The organism is Streptomyces shenzhenensis (genome assembly GCF_021462265.1).
Classification (GTDB): domain Bacteria; phylum Actinomycetota; class Actinomycetes; order Streptomycetales; family Streptomycetaceae; genus Streptomyces; species Streptomyces shenzhenensis.
Genome location: NZ_JAJONF010000021.1, coordinates 156,097 through 172,537, shown reverse-complemented (window position 1 = coordinate 172,537; position 16,441 = coordinate 156,097). Strand labels below are relative to the sequence as shown.

Sequence of the window (16,441 nt, the reverse complement as noted above, 5' to 3'; positions counted from 1 at the left end):
CAGCCCCCCACGCACCCGCAGCCGGAACGCGGCCTCAGCCCACCGTGTACTCGTCGGCCAGGCTCAGCGCAGCGTCCAGCGCAGCGAACCCTTCCTTCAACTCGGCCTCACTCACATTGCACGGCGGCACCACATGCGTCCGGTTCATGTTCACGAACGGCCACAGGCCGTGCTTCTTCGCGGCCGCCCCGAACGCGGCCATCGGCGCGTTCGCCTCCCCGGCCGCGTTGTACGGCACCAGCGGCTCCCGGGTCTCCCGGTTCCGCACCAGGTCGAGCGCCCAGAACATGCCGACCCCGCGCACCTCGCCGACGCTCGGGTGCCGCTCGGCGAGCGCGGCGAGCGTCGGCCCCACGACCTCGGCCCCCAGCCGCTTCGCGTTCTCGACGACCCCTTCCTCCGCCATCACGTTGATCGTCGCGACGGCGGCGGCACAGGCCAGCGGATGCCCCGAGTACGTGAGCCCGCCCGGGTAGGGCCGCTTGGCGAAGGTCTCGGCGATCTTCGGGCCGATGGCCACGCCGCCGAGCGGCACGTACCCGCTGTTCACACCCTTGGCGAAGGTCATCAGATCGGGTACGACCCCGAACAGGTCGGCCGCGAACCACTCCCCGGTCCGTCCGAACCCGGCCATGACCTCGTCCAGGACGAAGACGATCCCGTACTTGTCGCAGATCTCCCGGACCCCCGCGAGATACCCGGCCGGCGGAACCATGATCCCGGCGGTCCCCGGGATGGTCTCCAGCACGATGGCCGCGACCGTCCCGGGCCCCTCGAAGGCGATCGTGGTCTCCAGGTGCTCCAGCGCCCGCGCGGTCTCCTGCTCCTCCGTCTCGGCGTAGAAGCGGGAGCGGTAGAGGAACGGCGCCCAGAAGTGCACGACCCCGGCGGCGGCACCGTCGGAGGGCCAGCGGCGCGGGTCGCCGGTGATGTTGATCGCCTGCTGGGTGCCGCCGTGGTACGAGCGGTAGGCGGACAGCACCTTCGGGCGCCCGGTGTGCAGCCGGGCCATCCGCACCGCGTGCTCGATCGCGTCCGCGCCGCCGTTGGTGAAGAAGATCTTGTCCAGGTCGCCGGGCGTCCGCTCGGCGATCAGCCGGGCAGCCTCCGACCGTGCCTCGACGGCGAAGGCGGGCGCGAAGGTGGTCATCTTCGCGGCCTGCTCCTGGATGGCGGCGACGACCTTCGGGTGCTGGTACCCGATGTTGGTGAAGACGAGCCCGCTGGTGAAGTCCAGGTAGCGCCGGCCGTCGTAGTCCCAGAAGTACGACCCTTCGGCGCCGGCCACGGCGAGCGGGTCGATGAGGTCCTGCGCGGACCAGGAGTGGAAGACATGCGCACGATCGGCCGCCTTCACGGCGGCCCCGGCCTGGGCATTGGGCTGAGGGGTCATGGCCGGGAGCGTAAGAGGAACGGGCAGGGGAGCGATATCGGCGACATGTTCCGTGGTCAGGGGGATTCCGCGACAGGTTGTCCACAACCTGGGGACGCGGCCGGGGCGGCCGGCATTGGTGCCTGTTACGTAACCGTAGACATGGCGCTGCGCGATCGCCGGAACGTCCGCATTATTCTCGGCTCGATCACGAGTGTGAGCGAGGAGCGGATCTGCCATGGAGAAGCTGGGGCCGGGGGATCCGCAGCACATCGGAAGCTACCGGCTGCTGGCGCGGCTGGGCGCGGGCGGCATGGGGCACGTGTACCTCGCCCGGTCGGAGCGCGGTCGTACGGTCGCCGTGAAACTGGTGCGCGCGGAACTCGCCGAGCACGAGGAGTTCCGGGCGCGCTTCCGGCAGGAGGTCCGCAACGCCCAGCGGGTCGGCGGGTTCTGGACCGCGCCCGTCCTCGACGCCGACACCGAGGCCGCGGTGCCCTGGGTGGCCACCGGGTATGTGGCCGGGCCGAGCCTGCAGCAGGTCGTCGAGCACGACCACGGGCCACTGCCCGAGCGGTCGGTGCGCATCCTCGCCGCCGGGCTGGCGCACGCGCTCGGCAACATCCACGCGGCCGGGATCGTCCACCGTGACCTGAAGCCGTCCAACGTGATGCTCACCATAGAGGGGCCCCGGGTCATCGACTTCGGCATCGCGCGGGCCCTGGAGACGCTGCCCGGCGAACGGCTCACCCAGACCGGCTCGCTCCTCGGCTCGCCCGGGTTCATGGCCCCCGAGCAGGTGCGCGGCGACCGGATCACACCGGCCTGCGACATCTTCTGCCTCGGCTCGGTGCTCGCCTACGCGGCCACCGGCCGGCTGCCCTTCGGCTCCACGGAGAGCGGCGCACACGCCCTGATGTTCCGCATCGCCCAGGAGGACCCCGACCTCTCCGGCCTCCCCGAGGACATCGCCGACGTGGTCCACGACTGCCTGCGCAAGGACCCGGCGGCCCGCCCGTCGCTGGAGGCCATCCTGGCGCGCACGGGAGCGGGCGCCACCGTCTGGGAGGGCCGGTCCAGGGACCCCTGGCTCCCGGGCGCCCTGGTGGCCCAACTCGGCCGTCACGCGGTGGAGTTGCTGGAGGTGGAGGACCCGACGGTCCACGGGACGCCGAACGGGGCACCGGCGGCCGCGGCGGCACGTCAGTGGACGCCAGGGCCGACGCCCCCAGGGGCGCGGGGCGGTGCCGAATCCGCGGCTGCCGCCGCGGGGGCGCGGCCGGCCACCGCTCACCCGCACCCGCCCCAGAACGATCCGTCTCCCGAACACGCCCCCGCGCACCCGGCCTACGGCTACTCCCAACCGCACCCGCAGTCGTCGCCGTACAACCCGTACACCACCCCCGCCCCGGCCCCCGACCCCACCCAGATCTACCCCCCGGTCCCCCCACCCCCGCTCTACGACCCCCTTTCCGCCGACGAGCCGCGCCGTACCCCCCGCTCCACCGCCCTCCTCGTCACCGTCGCGCTGATCGTGCTGCTGGCCGCGGGCGGCTCGGTGTACGCGCTCATGAACAGCGGTGGCGGCGGCACGGACGACAAGGCGGCCGGCCGGAGCACCGCCACCCCGTCGGCCACCGCCCCCAGCACCTCGGGCGAGTCGGCGCCCTCGACGTCACCCTCTTCCTCGGCCGCCAAGGGCACCGGCACCGTCCCCGCCGGCTTCCTCGGCACCTGGGCCACGTCGATCGACAACGACACCGGCCACAACACCCGCGAACTGACCATCCGGCAGGGTGCCGTGGGCGACACGGTCCTCACGCTGGTCGCGGACGGCCCCGGCTACCACTGCGAGTTCACCGCGAAGCTCACCGGCGAGCCCGGCTCCGGCGGCCCGCTCGAGATCGGCCCGTCCAAGGTCACGTCCGGCAAGCCCCGTTCGTCGTGCACCGCCGGCGAGCCCACCGAGGTGACCCTGCTGTCCGACGGCAAGCTGAGGCGGGCCCAGCAGGGCGGCGGCGAGAGTCTCACCTACTCCAAGGAATGAGGTCCGTTCCCCGGGCCGGGGAACCCGATGCCGCGGACGTCATCCGAGGCGCACCCAGGCGCCCTGCTCGGCGGAGCGGCTCATCGCGTCGAGGGCGGTGGCGCTGTGCACGGCGTCTTCGAGGGTCGGGCCGTAGGAGGTGCCCTCGGCGACCGACCGCAGGAAGTTGGCGGCCTCGATGACCTTGAGGTCGTCGTAGCCCATGGCGTTGGCCGCGCCGGGCTGGAAGGCGGCGTACTCGCCGTGGCCGGGGCCGACGAACACCGTGCTGACGGGCTGGTCCTGGTAGGAGGTGCCGCGGCTGACGCCCAGCTCGCCCATCCGCCGGTAGTCCCAGAAGACGGCGCCCTTGGTGCCGTGCACCTCGAAACCGTAGTTGTTCTGCTCGCCGACCGAGACCCGGCAGGCCTCCAGGACACCCCGGGCGCCGGAGGCGAAGCGCAGCAGGCAGTTGACGTAGTCCTCGTTCTCGACGGGGCCGGGTTCGCCGCCGGTGGCGAGGGCGTGGCCGGCGGTGGCGCCGGCGGGACGGGCGCGCTCCGGGATGAACACGGCCGTGTCGGCGGCCAGCGAGGCGATGTCACCGAGCAGGAAGCGGGCCAGGTCGACGCCGTGCGAGGCCAGGTCGCCGAGCACTCCGCCGCCGCCCCGGGCCCGCTCGTACCGCCAGGTCAGGGCGCCGTCGGGATGGGCGGCGTAGTCGCTGAACAGCCGGACGCGGACATGTGTCACGGTCCCCAGCTCACCGGAGGCGATCAGCTCACGGGCGTACGCGACGGCGGGCGCGTTGCGGTAGTTGAAGCCGACGGTGCCCCGCACCCCCGCCTTGGCGACGGCGCCGGACACCGCGCGGGCGTCCTCGGCGGTCAGCCCGACCGGCTTCTCGATCCAGATGTGCTTGCCGGCCTCGGCCATCGCGACGCCGATCTCGCGGTGCAGGAAGTTCGGCGCGGTGATGCTGACCGCGTGCACCCGCGGGTCGGCGGCGACCTCGCGCCAGTCGCGGGTGGTGGCCGCGAACCCGAACTGGGCGGCGGCCTCCTCGGCCCGGCCCGGCACCTCCTCGGCGACGGCCACCAGCTCCGGCCGCAGGGGCAGCCGCGGGAAGTGGTGCGGAATCCGCTGGTAGGCCTGGGTGTGCACCCGCCCCATCCAGCCGAATCCGACGACGGCGACGCCGAGCGTACTCACCATGGGCTGCCCTTCCGCGACTGCTTGGACCGTTCCAACAGCTGCCGCTCACGATGCGGGGGCGCTTCTGTCGATGTCAAGACATACGGCCGTCCTTACAAATGCTGGATCACCGTCCGGAGGGTGACCACCGTGACCGGCTGCCGCGCCGTCGTGATTGGCCGCGCAGTTCCCCGCGCCCCTGAAGGGGCGCTACAGGTGACGCGTCCCAAAGGGGCGCGGGGCTGTATCGATGTGCGGCTCCGCCGCGTGGGCGCGAGCAACCCCCACCGTGCCGCGCTGGACCCACGACGCGCACCCGGCTTCTTTTCTTCGGCCCCCTCACCTGGGTTCCGGTGGCCGCTGCCTCGGCATGTTCGGCCGGGCCCCGTTGGGCCCCGGTGGCAACGGAAACCGCCCGTTCACCTGCCCCGCGTCCGCCCGGGGCACCGCCGCCACCGTCGCCTGCATGCCCAGCGGAGGCGGCCCGGTCCGGAACTCCACCATCCAGTCGGCCGTCTCCGTGCGGACCAACTCGGTCACGTCCTCCGAGAACCGCCGCAGCACCCCCAGGCACCGCTCGGCCGCCTCGCTCGCCGTACCGTCCGCCGGCCCCAGCACCTCCCGCACACTCTCCGACGCCCACTCGAACTGCAGCACCTGCAGCCGCCGCTGCACGGCCTGCGCGGTGGCCATGTCCCTTATCCAGCCGGAGGTCACTCCGAAGAACCGGTCGATGCCGACGCAGGACACCGCCATCAGCAGCGCGAGATATCCCCAGGGCGCGACCCCGCCGACCACTCCGGTCAGGTCGACAAGCGGCAGTGCCGCCCCCAGCACCGCCCCCGCCGCCGCCCCGCACCGCAGCGCCCGCGCCCCCCGCCGCTTCCACACCCGGTCCGCCAGATACCACCCGGTCGTCTCCAGCGCCCCGCGCTCCACCCACCGGTACAGCTCCTCGAGCCGTTCGGCCGGCTCACCCCAGTCCCCGAGCGGGAACGCCCGCCCGGTCAGATCACCCGGCCGCAGTCCGGCCGCACCCTCGCCGCCCCGCCCCTCCTGAGGCGGCCCCTCGGGCTGCATCTCCGGCTGACCCACCCGGCACTCCCTAACTGATCCCGACCGGTCACGTTCCGTGACTGGCGCTGGACCTGACAATGGATGCTGACGACGGCAACCCTTCCTACCGCCCAATGGGTGGCGAAGGCTGTGCTTTCGTCTCTTTTCCGCCCGGAAGGGGGGCTTGATCAGGTATAGGGTCGCCGGGATTCTCACTCGAAAGAGTGGCGGGGCGATGGCTGCGCCGACCACGTAGGCTCATGCACAACAGAGAATGTCCGGACCCGACCCAGGAGCTGATCGTGATCCCCGGTGGTGGCCAGCCCAACATGCAGCAGCTGCTCCAGCAGGCCCAGAAGATGCAGCAGGACCTGGCACGGGCCCAGGAGGAACTCGCGAACACGGAGGTCGACGGACAGGCGGGCGGCGGCCTGGTGAAGGCCACCGTGACCGGCTCCGGCGAGCTGCGCGCGCTGAAGATCGACCCGAAGGCGGTGGACCCGGAGGACACCGAGACCCTCGCCGACCTGGTCGTCGCGGCGGTCCAGGCGGCCAACGAGAACGCCCAGGCGCTCCAGCAGCAGAAGCTCGGCCCGCTGGCCCAGGGGCTGGGCGGCGGCAGCGGGATCCCCGGCCTGCCGTTCTGATGTTCGTCGTCCGGGCGTCACCCCTACCGCCTTCCTAGGACAGGCGGCGGCCAACTACGGTACGAAGCGAAAGACTCCAGGAAGGGCAGTCCGTTGTACGAAGGCGTGGTCCAGGACCTCATCGACGAGTTGGGGCGGCTGCCCGGCGTCGGTCCGAAGAGCGCGCAGCGGATCGCCTTCCACATCCTGCAGGCGGAGCCGACGGACGTACGACGTCTCGCGCAGGCTCTCCTGGAGGTGAAGGCGAAGGTCCGCTTCTGCGCGACCTGCGGCAACGTGGCACAGGAGGAACTGTGCAACATCTGCCGTGACACCCGCCGCGACCCCACCGTCATCTGCGTGGTGGAGGAGCCGAAGGACGTCGTCGCGGTCGAGCGCACGCGCGAGTTCCGCGGCCGCTACCACGTGCTCGGCGGCGCGATCAGCCCGATCGAGGGCGTCGGCCCCGACGACCTCCGGATAAGAGAGCTGCTCGCCCGCCTGGCTGACGGCACGGTCACCGAGCTGATCCTCGCCACGGACCCGAACCTGGAGGGCGAGGCGACCGCCACCTACCTCGCCCGCATGATCAAACCCATGGGCCTGAAGGTCACCCGCCTGGCCAGCGGCCTCCCGGTGGGCGGCGACCTGGAATACGCGGACGAGGTCACCCTCGGCCGCGCCTTCGAGGGGAGACGACTCCTAGATGTCTGACGCCACGCTGCACGCGACCTCGCAGAACCCGGACGACTTCGCGGTCCAGATCGCGGACCAGGTGGAGAGCTTCCTGGTGGCCGTGACGGAGGTGTCCAAGGGCGACGAGCCGGACTCGGCGGTTCCCTTCCTCCTCCTGGAGGTCTCCCAGCTCCTGCTGGCCGGCGGCCGTCTCGGCGCGCACGAGGACATCGTCCCCGACGAGCGCTACGAGCCGGACCCGGGCCCGGAGCCGGACGTCGACCAGCTCCGCGAGAACTTCGCGCGCCTCCTCGAACCCATCGACGTCTACTCCGAGGTCTTCGACCCCTACGCGCCGCGCAAGGCCCCCGTCCCGGCCCGCGTCTCGGACGACCTCGCCGACATCGTCACCGACCTCCGCCACGGCATGGCCCACTACCGCGCGGGCCGCACCTCCGAGGCCCTGTGGTGGTGGCAGTTCTCCTACTTCTCCAACTGGGGCCCCACCGCCTCCGCGGTCCTGCGCGCCCTCCAGTCCGTCCTCATCCACGTCCGCCTCAACCAGCCCCTGGAGGAGCTGGACGGCCTGGACACGGACCAGGACACGATGGGCGACGAGACGCTGGAGTTCGAGGCGGGCCAGGTCATGCAGGAGGAGATCGGCGGGGTGCTGGGGCTGGGCTCCGCCAAGTAGGACAGTCCCCGTCGCAAGCGGTCCCTACGGTCGCCGGCGCTGTTCCGACACCCCGACGCGGACGGGACGTTCGCGCGTGCCGTCGCGGCCGGCGAACGTGCCGCGGCAGCGCACCCGGCCAGGGCGCGGGTCACAGCGTCCACACCCCCTTCGTCACCGCCGTGACCCCGCCCGTCAGGGCCAGGAGGAGGACCAGGCGCCGGGCGTGGGATTCGGGCAGCCGGTCGCCCACCGTTCTTCCGATCACCCCGCCGACCACCATCGCCGCACCCACCGCCGTCCACTGTGCCGCGCCCAGTCCCGGCACCCCGTTCGCCGTCACCGAGAAGGCGTTGACCAGCACGCCGTAGAACTGCGCGTTCGGGACGAACTCCCGCACCGTCCAACCCGCGTTGAGTGCGTAGAGGGAGACCGGCGGGCCGCCCACGCCCGCCGCCGAGTTCATGAAGCCGCCCACCGCGCCCGCCGTCAGCGCGCCGGTCCGGCCGCGCAGGGCGGGCAGGCGGGCGCCCCGCATGACCAGGAGCACCGCCGCCGTCACCAGGGCGCCCATCGTCAGCAGGAGCAACGGCGGCGGGAGCCGGTGGGTCAGCCAGGTGCCCGCCGGGACCGTGCAGGCCGCCGCCGCGCAGAGGGGGACCATCGCCGCCGGCCGGACCCGGCGCCAGCCGCCTGCCAGGCCCACCACGCTGATCGCGCCCGCCGCGCAGTTCGCCAGGGCGACCCCCTGGGCCGGGCCGAGGAGCAGGATCAGCGCCGGTACGGCGACCAGGGCGAAGCCCATCCCCGTCAGCCACTGCACGCTCGCGCCGAGCAGCACGATGCCGGTCAGAGGTATCAGCGTCGTCGTCATGGGGTGACTGGCTACACCATGGGGCGAAGGCGCGCTGCGCAGCGGCCGCTGTGAGCCAGGGCACTTTTCCGCGTGGCGTCGCGTTCCCTGGGCAGGTACCGGCTGCGAGCGCGACGGCCGGACGAGTCTCACCATGCGGGAGCAGGCCGGTGGAATTCGGACGCTCGTTAAACTGAGCCGACACAAACGAACCGAGCGAGGAGCGCACGTGGGCCTTGTCGTGCAGAAGTACGGAGGCTCCTCCGTTGCCGATGCCGAGGGCATCAAGCGCGTCGCCAAGCGAATCGTGGAAGCGAAGAAGAACGGCAACCAGGTGGTTGTCGTCGTTTCCGCGATGGGCGACACGACGGACGAGCTGATCGATCTCGCCGAGCAGGTATCCCCGATGCCTGCCGGGCGTGAGTTCGACATGCTGCTGACCGCCGGAGAGCGTATCTCCATGGCACTGCTGGCCATGGCGATCAAAAACCTGGGCCACGAGGCCCAGTCGTTCACCGGCAGCCAGGCAGGCGTCATCACCGACTCGGTCCACAACAAAGCCCGGATCATCGACGTCACCCCGGGCCGGATCCGGACCGCGCTGGACGAGGGCAACATCGCCATCGTGGCCGGGTTCCAGGGCGTGAGCCAGGACAAGAAGGACATCACCACGCTGGGCCGCGGCGGGTCCGACACGACGGCCGTGGCGCTGGCCGCCGCGCTCGACGCCGAGGTCTGCGAGATCTACACCGACGTCGACGGTGTGTTCACCGCCGACCCGCGTGTGGTGAAGAAGGCGCGGAAGATCGACTGGATCGCCTTCGAGGACATGCTGGAGCTCGCCGCCTCCGGTTCCAAGGTGCTGCTCCACCGCTGTGTGGAGTACGCCCGCCGCTACAACATCCCGATCCACGTCCGGTCCAGCTTCAGCGGATTGCAGGGCACGTGGGTCAGCAGCAAGCCGATTGGGGACAAGAAGGTGGAGCAGGCCATCATCTCCGGTGTCGCGCACGACACCTCCGAGGCCAAGATCACGGTCGTCGGTGTGCCCGACAAGCCGGGCGAGGCCGCCGCCATCTTCCGGACCATCGCCGATGCCGAGATCAACATCGACATGGTCGTGCAGAACGTGTCCGCCGCCGCCACCGGCCTGACGGACATCTCCTTCACGCTCCCGAAGACCGAGGGCCGCAAGGCCATCGACGCGCTGGAGCGCAACCGGTCGGGCATCGGCTTCGACTCGCTGCGCTACGACGACCAGATCGGCAAGATCTCCCTGGTCGGCGCCGGGATGAAGACCAACCCGGGAGTCACGGCCTCGTTCTTCGAGGCGCTCAGCGACGCCGGGGTCAACATCGAGCTGATCTCGACGTCCGAGATCCGCATCTCGGTCGTGACCCGTGCCGACGACGTGCCGGAGGCCGTGCGCGCCGTGCACACCGCCTTCGGGCTGGACTCCGACAGCGACGAGGCCGTGGTCTACGGAGGCACCGGCCGATGACTGGCAAGCCGGCGCTCGCGGTCGTGGGGGCGACCGGGGCCGTCGGCACGGTCATGCTCCAGATCCTGTCCCAGCGGGCGGACGTCTGGGGCGAGATCCGCCTGCTCGCCTCCCCGCGCTCGGCCGGCCGCAAGCTGACCGTGCGCGGGGCCGAGGTCGAGGTCGTCGCGCTGTCGGAGGAGGCCTTCGACGGGATCGACGTCGCGATGTTCGACGTGCCCGACGAGGTCTCCGCGCGCTGGGCGCCGGTCGCCGCCGCCAGGGGCGTCGTCGTGGTCGACAACTCGGGGGCCTTCCGGATGGACCCGGAGGTGCCGCTGGTCGTCCCCGAGGTCAATCCGCACTGCGCCCGCAACCGGACGCGCGGGATCATCGCCAACCCCAACTGCACCACGCTGTCGATGATCGTCGCCCTCGGCGCGCTGCACGCCGAGTTCGGGCTGCGCGAGCTGGTGGTGTCGTCGTACCAGGCGGTGAGCGGGGCCGGGCGGGCCGGCGTGGAGACGCTGCGGGCCCAGCTGTCGCTGGTCGCGGGCACGGAGCTGGGCACCAAGCCCGGTGACGTACGGCGGGCGGTCGGGGATCTCACCGGGCCGTTCCCGGAGCCGGTCGCGCTCAACGTCGTACCGTGGGCCGGGTCGCTGCGGGAGGACGGCTGGTCGTCGGAGGAGATGAAGGTGCGGGACGAGTCCCGCAAGATCCTCGGGCTGCCGAAGCTGCCGGTCGCGGTGACGTGTGTGCGGGTCCCGGTGGTCACCACGCACTCCCTGACGGTGCACGCCCGCTTCCAGGGCGAGGTCACGGTCGACAAGGCCCGGGAGATCCTGGACACGGCCCCGGGCGTCGTCCTCTTCGACAACCCGGCCGCCGGTGAGTTCCCGACCCCCGCCGACGTGGTGGGCACCGACCCGACCTGGGTCGGGCGGGTACGGCGGGCGCTCGACGACCCGACCGCGCTGGAGCTCTTCGTGTGCGGGGACAACCTTCGCAAAGGGGCCGCGCTGAACACCGCGCAGATCGCCGAGCTGGTGGCGGCGGAACTGACCGGCCGTTCAGGAACGGCGGATTCCGCGTGAACGGCCGGTGACCACGGCAAATGTCCCGAAGGCGCCCTGAATGGGAGCGGGCCCACAGGTAGGGGCAACGTAAGAAAGTGTGGCCGGGAGCATGGTCCAAACCTCTTGAACCTCGACCCCTTGGCGTTCGAAGATTTTCCTCCCCGTCATCCGCAACCACGCGGGCGGCGGGGAGCGTCTTTGCGGTCGCCCGCTTACCGGGCGCTTACGCGATCGGACCTTCGGGGCGTGGGGACGCATGATCCTGGCGTGGGGACGCCGTGATCGGGGCGTGGGGACGCCCGGTTCATATGGTGCATAGGGGAAGAGCGGGACGCATGGCGGCAATTGAGGCTCCGTCCGGCAGGCTCGGCGTGCGCGCGTCCGGCATGCCCGGCGTAAAAGTGATGCCCGGCACGTACAACCCTGGCGGGGTCAGACGTGTCCAACTGGCGTGGCAGAGGTTCTCGAACTCAGTGCGCCCCGCGGCGCGACGGCCCTGCGGCCGCCCCGCGCCGGGCTGCGCCCCCGCATGCCCGGCGCGCCCGGCGGCATGCCGGTGATCGCGCCCATGCCCGCAGCGCGGCCCACCCGCATACCCAGCCAGCGTGACGGCGCCGAGGAGACCACGACGGCGGTGGCCGGCACCACCGTCGACCACCTCACCGAGACCTACCGGGCGCACTACCGCTCGCTCCTCGGCCTCGCGGCTCTCCTCCTCGACGACACCGCCTCCTGCGAGGACGTCGTCCAGGAGGCGTTCATCCGCGTCCACTCCGCCCGCAAACGCGTCCGGGACCCCGAGAAGACCCTGGCCTACCTGCGCCAGACGGTCGTCAACCTCTCCCGTTCCGCGCTGCGCCGCCGCATCCTCGGCCTCAAGCTCCTCTCCAAGCCGATGCCGGACGCAGCCAGCGCCGAGGAAGGCGCCTACGACCAGCTGGAGCGGCGCGATCTGATCAAGGCGATGAAGGGCCTCCAGCGCCGCCAGCGCGAGGTCCTCGTCCTGCGCTACTTCGCCGACATGACCGAGGCCCAGGTCGCCGAGACCCTCGGTATCTCGCTGGGCTCGGTGAAGGCGTATGGTTCGCGCGGCATCGCGGCCCTGCGGGTGGCGATGGGGTCGCAGGCATGACGGACAGCCCTCGGGGAGGCGACTCGCATGATCGCCACGAGCCCTACGCCTGGCACGAGCCGACGCGTGGTCACGAGCCCGGTCCGGGGCACGGTTCGGGGGAGCCGACGGAGCCTGGTTCGGGGGAACCTGGGCGGTCCGGTCCGGGGGAGCCGATGCGGTCCGGTTCGGGGGAGCCGACGTCACGGCAGCACGAGCAAGAGCACACGCAATCGCACGCTGGGAACGGAACTGTGAACCACGGCCCCGACGAAAAGGACCCCGAGGGCCTGGGACCGGGCCCTGAAGGGCTCCGGAGCGGCTTCGGCGCCGGCCTCGGTGCCGCCTTCGGTGCCGAAGCCGAAGGCACCGGCGGCGGCGTGGACGGGCTCGACGCGGACGAGCTGGCCCTGCGCCGGCTGCTGCACTCCGCGGTCGACGACGTCGCGCCGCGCGACGGCGCCCTCGACCACCTGCGCCGCGCGGTGCCCGCCCGCCGGGCCCGCAAGCGCCAGGCCGCCGTCGGCATGGCGGCCGCGGCCCTGTTCATCGGGACCGCGATCCCCGCCCTCGTGCACGTCTCCAACTCCGGCGGCACCAACCCCGACACCTCCATGGCCGGCCAGGCCTCCCAGGCGCAGGGCGGTGCCACCGGCGGCAAGAACCCGGACGGCGGCGCCAGCACGGCGGGCGGCACCAGCGGCCAGGCCACCGGCGGGGGCCCCGGCGGCGGCCAGGGGGGCGGCAAGGGCGGGAGCACCGGGGCCGGCCCCGGTACCAAGGGCGTGCCCACCGCCAGCGCCGCCAGCAGCGCCCCGGTCTGCACCTCGGCGCAGCTCGGCACCCCGACGTCCACCGTCGACGCCCCCGACTCGACGGGCGTCGTCTACGGCACCTTCCGCGTCGTCAACGTCTCGACGACGAGCTGCACCGTCGGCGGCCCCGGCAGCGTGGGTCTCCTCGCGCAGGGCGCGGCCGACAGCACCAAGCTCAACACCGTCCGGCACACCTCCGGCGACGCGGCGGCCGGGCTGCCCGACCCGGCCACCGAACTCACCGGCCTGGTCCTGGCGCCCGGCGCGGCCTACGAGGAGAAGTTCGGTTTCGTCCCCTCGGAGACCTGCCCGACCAGCGGCGCCGGCACCGGCGGCTCCACCGACACCGGGGGCACCGGCGGCCCCACGGCCTCCCCGAGCCCTTCGGAGGGCGCCAGCAGCAGCGCCAGTACGACCACGTCCGGGTCGAGCGGCGTCACCACCCAGCTGCTCACCGTGGACGGTACGGCCGACGGAGGCATCGCGGTCTCCTACACCCCGGAGGCGGGGTCCCCGACCGGTTCGGCGACGGTGACGAACGCGTGCGCCGGCACGGTCTACTGGACCGGGGTCCTGCCGGCGGTGTGACCGGCGGGGTCCGGCGGAGTGACGTCCGGCGGCGCGGGGTCCGTCATACGGCCGTCGGCTGCTGGGCTTCCTCGTCCGGGACCAGGCCGAGCGCCGCGTCCCGGGCGAACTCCACCTCGCGGCGCAGCAGCCGGAACCACATGAACACCACGAAGCCCGCGAAGACGAACCACTCACCGGTGTAACCGAGGTTCTGGAACGCCTTCAGGTCGAGCCCCGAGTTGTCCGGCGCGGTCGCCGGTACGGCCGTCATCCCCGAGTCGGCCTTGTCCAGGGTGATCCACGCGTCGTACACCGGGTACGGCACCAGGTTCACCAGTGTGGCCGCGCTGATCGCCGCCGTCTGCCCCGCCGGCAGCCCGCCCTGGTTGCTGACGCCGTTGTCCCCCGGCGTCTCGGAGGCCTGCAGCGCGCCGGTGACGGTGACCTCCCCGGTGGGCGCGGCGGGCGCCTTGGCGGCATCCGCCTTGCCGGGCAGCCAGCCGCGTACGACGGGAAGGGCCTTGCCGGAGTCGGTGCGCAGCAGGGTCAGGACGTAGAAGCCGTCCTTCCCGTCGACCTGACGGCCGGGCACGAGCAGCTGCTTGCCGTACCGCCCGCCGGCGGTGGCCCGCTTGCCCGACGTCGACTGGTCGACGGGGAGGAGGTCGGCCAGTGGCCGGGCCGCCTCCGTCTTCGCCGTCTCGGCCTGCTTGTCCGCGCTGCGATGCGCCTCGACCCGCGCCTCGAACCGGCTCAGCTGCCACGACCCCATGAAGACGCAGAACGGGATGGCGAGCAGCACGAAGACGTTGATGCCCCACCAGCGGGGTGTCAGCAGAAAGCGGTACACCCTGTCCACGGTACGGGGCGGTTCATGACGGTTTACGGGCGGGGTGGGAGGACACGGCGGCATTCGACCGGCCTGCCGAACGGCCTGTCGAACTACCTGTCGAACCGCCTGTCGAACGGGCGGGTGTCGGTCCGGACCGCTGCCCGGAGGTTCGCAAAGTTATCCACAGGCTGCGGGACTCCTCGACGCGTCGTGGGCGGGGACAGGCACTATGGGGCCATGACTGCGGCCATGAGTGAGAGCGACATGCCGGACTGGGAGAAGCGCTTCCGCGCCCCTCGGGTCTCCCTGCCGGACTGGGCGGAAGACGCCTGCGACCGTTCCCTGTTCGTGTCGAACGCGACGGGGACGTACGAGCTGTACGCCTGGGACCGTGCGAGCGGTGAGCAGCGCCAGGCGACGAACCGGCCCAACGGCACGACGGACGGCCTGCTCTCCCCGGACGGCGCGTGGATCTGGTGGTTCGACGACAAGGACGGTGACGAGTTCGGCGTCTGGCGCCGCCAGTCCTTCGGCGGTGGCGCGGACGAGGAGGCGACGCCGGGCCTGGAGCCGTCGTACCCCTCGGGCCTGGCGCTCGGCCGGGACGGCCGCACGGCGGTCGTGGGCCGGTCCACGGATGCCGAAGGTACGACGATCTACCTGGTCAGAACGGGCGAGGAGCCCCTGGAGATCTACCGGCACGTCGAGTCGGCCGGAGTCGGCGACCTCTCCCACGACGGCTTGCTGATCGCCATCGAGCACACCGAGCACGGCGACGCGATGCACTCGGCGCTGCGCGTGGTCCGCCCGGACGGCACGACGGTCGCCGAGCTCGACGACACCGACGGCGGCACGGTGGAGCTGGGCCTGGAGGTGCTGGGTTTCGCCCCGGTCGACGGCGACCCGCGCCTGCTCATCGGCCACCAGCGGCGCGGTCGCTGGGAGCCCCTGGTCTGGGACGTCGTCACCGGCGAGCAGGCGGACCTGACCCTCGACCTGCCGGGTGACGTGAGCGCGGAGTGGTATCCGGACGGCGGGGCGCTGCTCATCGTGCACAGCCACAAGGCCCGCAGCGACCTGTTCCGCTACGACCTGGCCACGCGCGAGCTGGAGCGCATCCCGACCCCGCCGGGCTCCGTCTCCGGGGCCACGGCCCGCCCCGACGGCACCGTCGAGTACCTGTGGTCGTCGGCGGAGGAGCCGCCGGTGGTCCGCTCGACGACCGGCGAGGTGGTCCTGGACCCGCCCGGCATGAAGTGCCCGCCGTCGGTCCCGGTCTCGGACGCGTGGGTGGAGGGCCCCGGCGGTGTCATCCACGCCCTGATCCAGAAGCCGGCCGGAGCGACGGGCCCCCTGCCCACCGTCTTCGACCTGCACGGCGGCCCGACCTGGCACGACAGCGACAGCTTCGCGGCCGGCCCGGCGGCCTGGGTCGACCACGGGTACGCGGTGGTCCGCATCAACTACCGCGGCTCCACGGGCTACGGCCGGGCCTGGACGGACGCGCTGAAGCACCGGGTGGGCCTGATCGAGCTGGAGGACGTCGCGGCGGTCCGGGACTGGGCGATCGAGTCCGGTCTCGCCGACCCCGCCCGCCTCGTCCTGACCGGCGGCTCCTGGGGCGGCTACCTCACCCTCCTCGGCCTGGGCACCCAGCCCGAGTCCTGGACGGTGGGCATCGCCGTCGTGCCCGTCGCCGACTACGTCACGGCGTACCACGACGAGATGGAGTCACTGAAGGCGATGGACCGCACGCTGCTGGGCGGCACCCCGGAGGAGGTCCCGGAGCGCTTCGCCGCGTCCTCACCGCTGACCTACGTGGACGACGTCAAGGCCCCCGTGTACATCTCGGCCGGCCTCAACGACCCCCGCTGCCCGATCCGCCAGATCGACAACTACGTCAGCCGCCTCGCAGCCCGCTCGGCCCCCCACGAGGTCTACCGCTACGACGCGGGCCACGGCTCCCTGGTGGTCGACGAACGCATCAAGCAACTTCGCCTGGAAATGGACTTCGCCGAGCGCCACCTGGCGCCTACGGCGACAGCGCCGACAGACTGACCGCGCCTTCTCTCTCCCGCC

At 72.1% G+C, this 16,441-nt stretch carries 14 protein-coding genes; 9 read left to right on the top strand and 5 right to left on the bottom strand.

What is annotated here, in order from left to right; translation table 11 throughout:
* Positions 1–34: 34 nt before the first annotated feature.
* A complete protein-coding gene (locus tag LQ326_RS26085) occupies positions 35–1,393 on the bottom strand; it encodes an aspartate aminotransferase family protein (protein ID WP_234540211.1) in 1,359 nt (452 codons plus the stop codon).
* A gap of 217 nt (positions 1,394–1,610) precedes the next feature.
* Between LQ326_RS26085 and LQ326_RS26080 the strand changes: the two genes are divergently transcribed.
* The gene (locus tag LQ326_RS26080) at positions 1,611–3,419 is read left to right on the top strand and encodes a serine/threonine-protein kinase (RefSeq protein WP_234540208.1); all 1,809 of its coding nucleotides are present in this window, start codon (positions 1,611–1,613) and stop codon (positions 3,417–3,419) included.
* Between the two features lie 39 nt (positions 3,420–3,458).
* On the opposite strand, the gene LQ326_RS26075 is transcribed toward LQ326_RS26080, so the two are convergent.
* Together LQ326_RS26075 and LQ326_RS26070 are read right to left on the bottom strand one after the other, a co-directional pair.
* Positions 3,459–4,613, bottom strand: coding sequence for a Gfo/Idh/MocA family protein (locus tag LQ326_RS26075; RefSeq protein ID WP_234540206.1), 1,155 nt, complete (start codon positions 4,611–4,613; stop codon positions 3,459–3,461).
* Positions 4,614–4,931: 318 nt separating this feature from the next.
* Positions 4,932–5,687: an SLATT domain-containing protein gene (locus tag LQ326_RS26070; RefSeq protein ID WP_234540204.1), complete on the bottom strand. Its 756-nt coding sequence runs from the start codon at positions 5,685–5,687 to the stop codon at positions 4,932–4,934.
* A 263-nt stretch (positions 5,688–5,950) separates the two neighbouring features.
* On the opposite strand from LQ326_RS26070, the gene LQ326_RS26065 reads away from it, so the two are divergent.
* From LQ326_RS26065 to LQ326_RS26055, 3 genes are all read left to right on the top strand, one after another.
* On the top strand, positions 5,951–6,295 hold the full coding sequence (locus LQ326_RS26065; RefSeq protein ID WP_181805269.1) for a YbaB/EbfC family nucleoid-associated protein: 345 nt from the start codon (positions 5,951–5,953) through the stop codon (positions 6,293–6,295).
* Between the two features lie 93 nt (positions 6,296–6,388).
* Positions 6,389–6,988 (top strand): recombination mediator RecR, encoded by a 600-nt coding sequence (recR, locus tag LQ326_RS26060; protein ID WP_189263277.1) that lies wholly within the window; start codon positions 6,389–6,391, stop codon positions 6,986–6,988.
* On the top strand, positions 6,981–7,643 hold the full coding sequence (locus LQ326_RS26055) for a DUF5063 domain-containing protein (RefSeq protein WP_234540202.1): 663 nt from the start codon (positions 6,981–6,983) through the stop codon (positions 7,641–7,643). The genes recR and LQ326_RS26055 overlap by 8 nt, the downstream gene beginning before the upstream one ends.
* Positions 7,644–7,773: 130 nt before the next feature.
* Here LQ326_RS26055 and LQ326_RS26050 read toward each other — a convergent pair whose 3' ends face one another.
* Complete coding sequence (locus LQ326_RS26050; protein WP_234540200.1) at positions 7,774–8,496, bottom strand: sulfite exporter TauE/SafE family protein; 723 nt, start codon at positions 8,494–8,496, stop codon at positions 7,774–7,776.
* Positions 8,497–8,704: 208 nt separating this feature from the next.
* Here LQ326_RS26050 and LQ326_RS26045 point away from each other — a divergent pair, with 208 nt between their 5' ends.
* The 4 genes from LQ326_RS26045 to LQ326_RS26030 all read left to right on the top strand — a co-directional run bounded on the left by LQ326_RS26045 (position 8,705) and on the right by LQ326_RS26030 (position 13,548).
* A complete protein-coding gene (locus LQ326_RS26045; RefSeq protein ID WP_234540198.1) occupies positions 8,705–9,976 on the top strand; it encodes an aspartate kinase in 1,272 nt (423 codons plus the stop codon).
* Positions 9,973–11,052 (top strand): aspartate-semialdehyde dehydrogenase, encoded by a 1,080-nt coding sequence (locus tag LQ326_RS26040; protein ID WP_234540196.1) that lies wholly within the window; start codon positions 9,973–9,975, stop codon positions 11,050–11,052. Before LQ326_RS26045 ends, LQ326_RS26040 begins: the two co-directional genes overlap by 4 nt.
* Positions 11,053–11,485: 433 nt before the next feature.
* Positions 11,486–12,166: a SigE family RNA polymerase sigma factor gene (locus tag LQ326_RS26035; RefSeq protein WP_234540194.1), complete on the top strand. Its 681-nt coding sequence runs from the start codon at positions 11,486–11,488 to the stop codon at positions 12,164–12,166.
* Positions 12,167–12,399: 233 nt separating this feature from the next.
* Positions 12,400–13,548, top strand: a complete 1,149-nt coding sequence (locus LQ326_RS26030; protein ID WP_308402023.1) for a hypothetical protein — start codon at positions 12,400–12,402, stop codon at positions 13,546–13,548.
* Between the two features lie 43 nt (positions 13,549–13,591).
* Here the strand turns inward: LQ326_RS26030 and LQ326_RS26025 are convergent, their stop codons facing one another.
* Entirely contained in the window at positions 13,592–14,380 is a 789-nt protein-coding gene (locus tag LQ326_RS26025; RefSeq protein ID WP_234540191.1) for an SURF1 family protein, read from the bottom strand.
* Between the two features lie 231 nt (positions 14,381–14,611).
* Here LQ326_RS26025 and LQ326_RS26020 point away from each other — a divergent pair, with 231 nt between their 5' ends.
* Positions 14,612–16,420 carry a S9 family peptidase gene (locus LQ326_RS26020; protein ID WP_234540189.1) on the top strand — a complete coding sequence of 603 codons (1,809 nt, stop codon included), beginning with the start codon at positions 14,612–14,614 and terminating at the stop codon, positions 16,418–16,420.
* Positions 16,421–16,441: the final 21 nt, after the last annotated feature.

Coding starts and splice junctions, on each gene's coding strand:
- LQ326_RS26055 (WP_234540202.1), top strand. CDS start 6,981: ATGTCTGACGCCACGCTGCACGCGACCTCGCAGAACCCGGACGACTTC.
- LQ326_RS26080 (WP_234540208.1), top strand. CDS start 1,611: ATGGAGAAGCTGGGGCCGGGGGATCCGCAGCACATCGGAAGCTACCGG.
- LQ326_RS26050 (WP_234540200.1), bottom strand. CDS start 8,496: ATGACGACGACGCTGATACCTCTGACCGGCATCGTGCTGCTCGGCGCG.
- LQ326_RS26020 (WP_234540189.1), top strand. CDS start 14,612: ATGAGTGAGAGCGACATGCCGGACTGGGAGAAGCGCTTCCGCGCCCCT.
- LQ326_RS26075 (WP_234540206.1), bottom strand. CDS start 4,613: ATGGTGAGTACGCTCGGCGTCGCCGTCGTCGGATTCGGCTGGATGGGG.
- LQ326_RS26085 (WP_234540211.1), bottom strand. CDS start 1,393: ATGACCCCTCAGCCCAATGCCCAGGCCGGGGCCGCCGTGAAGGCGGCC.
- LQ326_RS26040 (WP_234540196.1), top strand. CDS start 9,973: ATGACTGGCAAGCCGGCGCTCGCGGTCGTGGGGGCGACCGGGGCCGTC.